The organism is Shewanella sp. 10N.286.45.A1, from assembly GCF_041470405.1.
Classification (GTDB): Bacteria; Pseudomonadota; Gammaproteobacteria; order Enterobacterales; family Shewanellaceae; genus Shewanella.
The window spans coordinates 1-2206 of record NZ_JBFRMK010000170.1 but is presented as its reverse complement, the minus strand read 5'-3'; the positions used below and the strand labels follow the sequence as shown (position 1 = coordinate 2206).

At 41.7% G+C, this 2206-nt stretch carries 2 protein-coding genes; one reads left to right on the top strand and one right to left on the bottom strand.

The annotated features are described in order from the left end of the window. Nucleotides 1-164 precede the first annotated feature (164 nt). Complete coding sequence (locus AB4238_RS13470; protein WP_372033889.1) at nt 165-1148, bottom strand: rhodanese-related sulfurtransferase; 984 nt, start codon at nt 1146-1148, stop codon at nt 165-167. A gap of 323 nt (nt 1149-1471) precedes the next feature. On the opposite strand from AB4238_RS13470, the gene AB4238_RS13465 reads away from it, so the two are divergent. Beyond that, nucleotides 1472-2128 carry a glutathione S-transferase gene (locus tag AB4238_RS13465; RefSeq protein ID WP_372033888.1) on the top strand — a complete coding sequence of 219 codons (657 nt, stop codon included), beginning with the start codon at nt 1472-1474 and terminating at the stop codon, nt 2126-2128. Nucleotides 2129-2206 lie beyond the last annotated feature (78 nt).

Sequence of the window (2206 nt, the reverse complement as noted above, 5' to 3'; positions counted from 1 at the left end):
TTTCACAATATGGCTGAAAGCTTAATTTTAGAGGGGCGCAGAGAAAGAACTTTCCCCAGAACAGTAAAACCTAGGCCTCAAAGGTATGCCAAAAATAAAAATGCCGTTCACCTTAAGTGAACGGCATTACAGCCTAATGCTGCCTTGAAATTATCGAGTGTGGCTTACACTTTTTTCTCATTTTGAGATTTTTTTAGCTGCTCTTTCTTAGCTCGGCGAGATTCGATCACTGCGCCCACATCGCTACCTATGTGCGCTTCACCACGCTGTTTTGACAGCTGCACCTGACGCTCACGCTCTAAGAATCGCTCACGCTGTTTGTCGGTGACTTTGTCGATACAATGAGGACAACTAACACCTTGCTCAAACTGTGGCGATGCTTTCTCTTCTGCAGTAATAGGCATACGACATGCATTACACTGATCGTACTGACCTTTTTCCAGATCATGATTAACCGCCACCCGGTTATCAAATACAAAGCATTCGCCTTGCCACATGCTCTCTTCCTGCTTGACCTCTTCAAGGTATTTTAAAATACCGCCCTCTAGGTGATAAACATCATCAAAGCCCTGCTCTTTCAAGTAAGCCGTTGACTTTTCGCAGCGAATACCTCCGGTGCAAAACATAGCGACTTTCTTATGCTTTGCAGGATCTAGGTTCTGTTTAACGTATTCAGGGAACTCTCTAAAGGTGGTTGTTTTTGGATCAAGTGCATTCTCAAATGTACCTATCTGCACTTCGTAGTCGTTACGGGTATCCACTAAAAGCACCTCGGGATCGGAGATCAATGCATTCCAATCCTTAGGCTTAACGTAAGTGCCTACCACTTTATTAGGGTCAATCCCTTCTACGCCCATAGTCACAATCTCTTTCTTGAGTTTGACCTTAGTGCGATAAAATGGCATTTCCTCATCAAAAGACAGTTTGTGGACAATATTATCAAGCCCTGGCTGGGCAGCTAGCCATGTCAGTAATCCATCAATAGCGGCTTGAGAACCTGCTACTGTGCCATTAATACCTTCTGCAGCCAGCAGCAACGTACCTTTAATCGCGGATTCTTCCATCACTGCGAGTAATGGCTTCTGGATATTTTCAAACTCAGGAAGAGCAACAAACTTATACATGGCACAAACAACAACTTTTGACATTGAGACCTCTTATACTGCTGGCTGAAGCTTAATCTTCAGTGCATTTACTACGTCAACGGCAAAACGTGAGCCGCTGCACAAAATTAATCGCGAAGTCTACCTGAATCACATCGCAACAAACAGGTACAAAAAGTAAGGCCTTTATAAGTCACTGACTCCATCCCCTTACCATTTAGATTTTAATCAGTAAATTAAATGACGATAGCTAAACGGTAATTGCTTGAGCATTTTCTAATTCAGTCAATATTGATTGTTATTTCATTGCAAGCAGTTAAAAATAGCGGCATCGTTTAATACACCATAGTTTATCTAAAATAAATAATATGACCTTACCGACATTGTACTCATTTAGACGCTGCCCATACGCTATGCGGGCTAGACTGGGAATTTACCTTGCCCACAAGCCAGTCAGTTTGCGTGAAATTGTACTCAGGCATAAACCAGAAGCAATGCTTGCCCAGTCGCCAAAGGGCACTGTGCCAGTATTGATATTAGAAAATGGTACTGTCATTGAGGAGAGTTTTGAGATCATGTGTTGGGCACTTTCACAAAATGACCCGAACGATCTATTACTGGCTAATAGCAGTAAGAAACAAGAAGCAGCAAAAGCGTTAATTGAATATAACGATCAAGTCTTTAAATCTTGGTTAGACAAATACAAATATGCTGACCGCTTTCCTGAATTCAGCCAACAGCACTACCGTCAACAAGGTGAGCTATTTATACAGCAATTAGAAACCTTACTTGATAAGCACTCACAGCTCCTTGGTCAAGTGCCCTGCATTGCCGATTATGCCATCTATCCGTTCATTAGGCAGTTTGCCCATGTAGATAAAGCTTGGTTCGAGCAATCTGACTATAAAAACGTCCAGTTGTGGCTAGCAAATCATTTACAAAGCGAAGTGTTTACCACAATTATGCAAAAATTTCCCACTTGGCTTGAAAGCCAACAAGAGTTCGTATTTGGTGGCGAAAAGTAAATCGATTAAACACAAAAGGAGCATCAGCTCCTTTTTGTAGTCTATATACCAACATGATTATACCAATAGCATTAAGTA

Coding starts and splice junctions, on each gene's coding strand:
- AB4238_RS13470 (WP_372033889.1), bottom strand. CDS start 1,148: ATGTCAAAAGTTGTTGTTTGTGCCATGTATAAGTTTGTTGCTCTTCCT.
- AB4238_RS13465 (WP_372033888.1), top strand. CDS start 1,472: ATGACCTTACCGACATTGTACTCATTTAGACGCTGCCCATACGCTATG.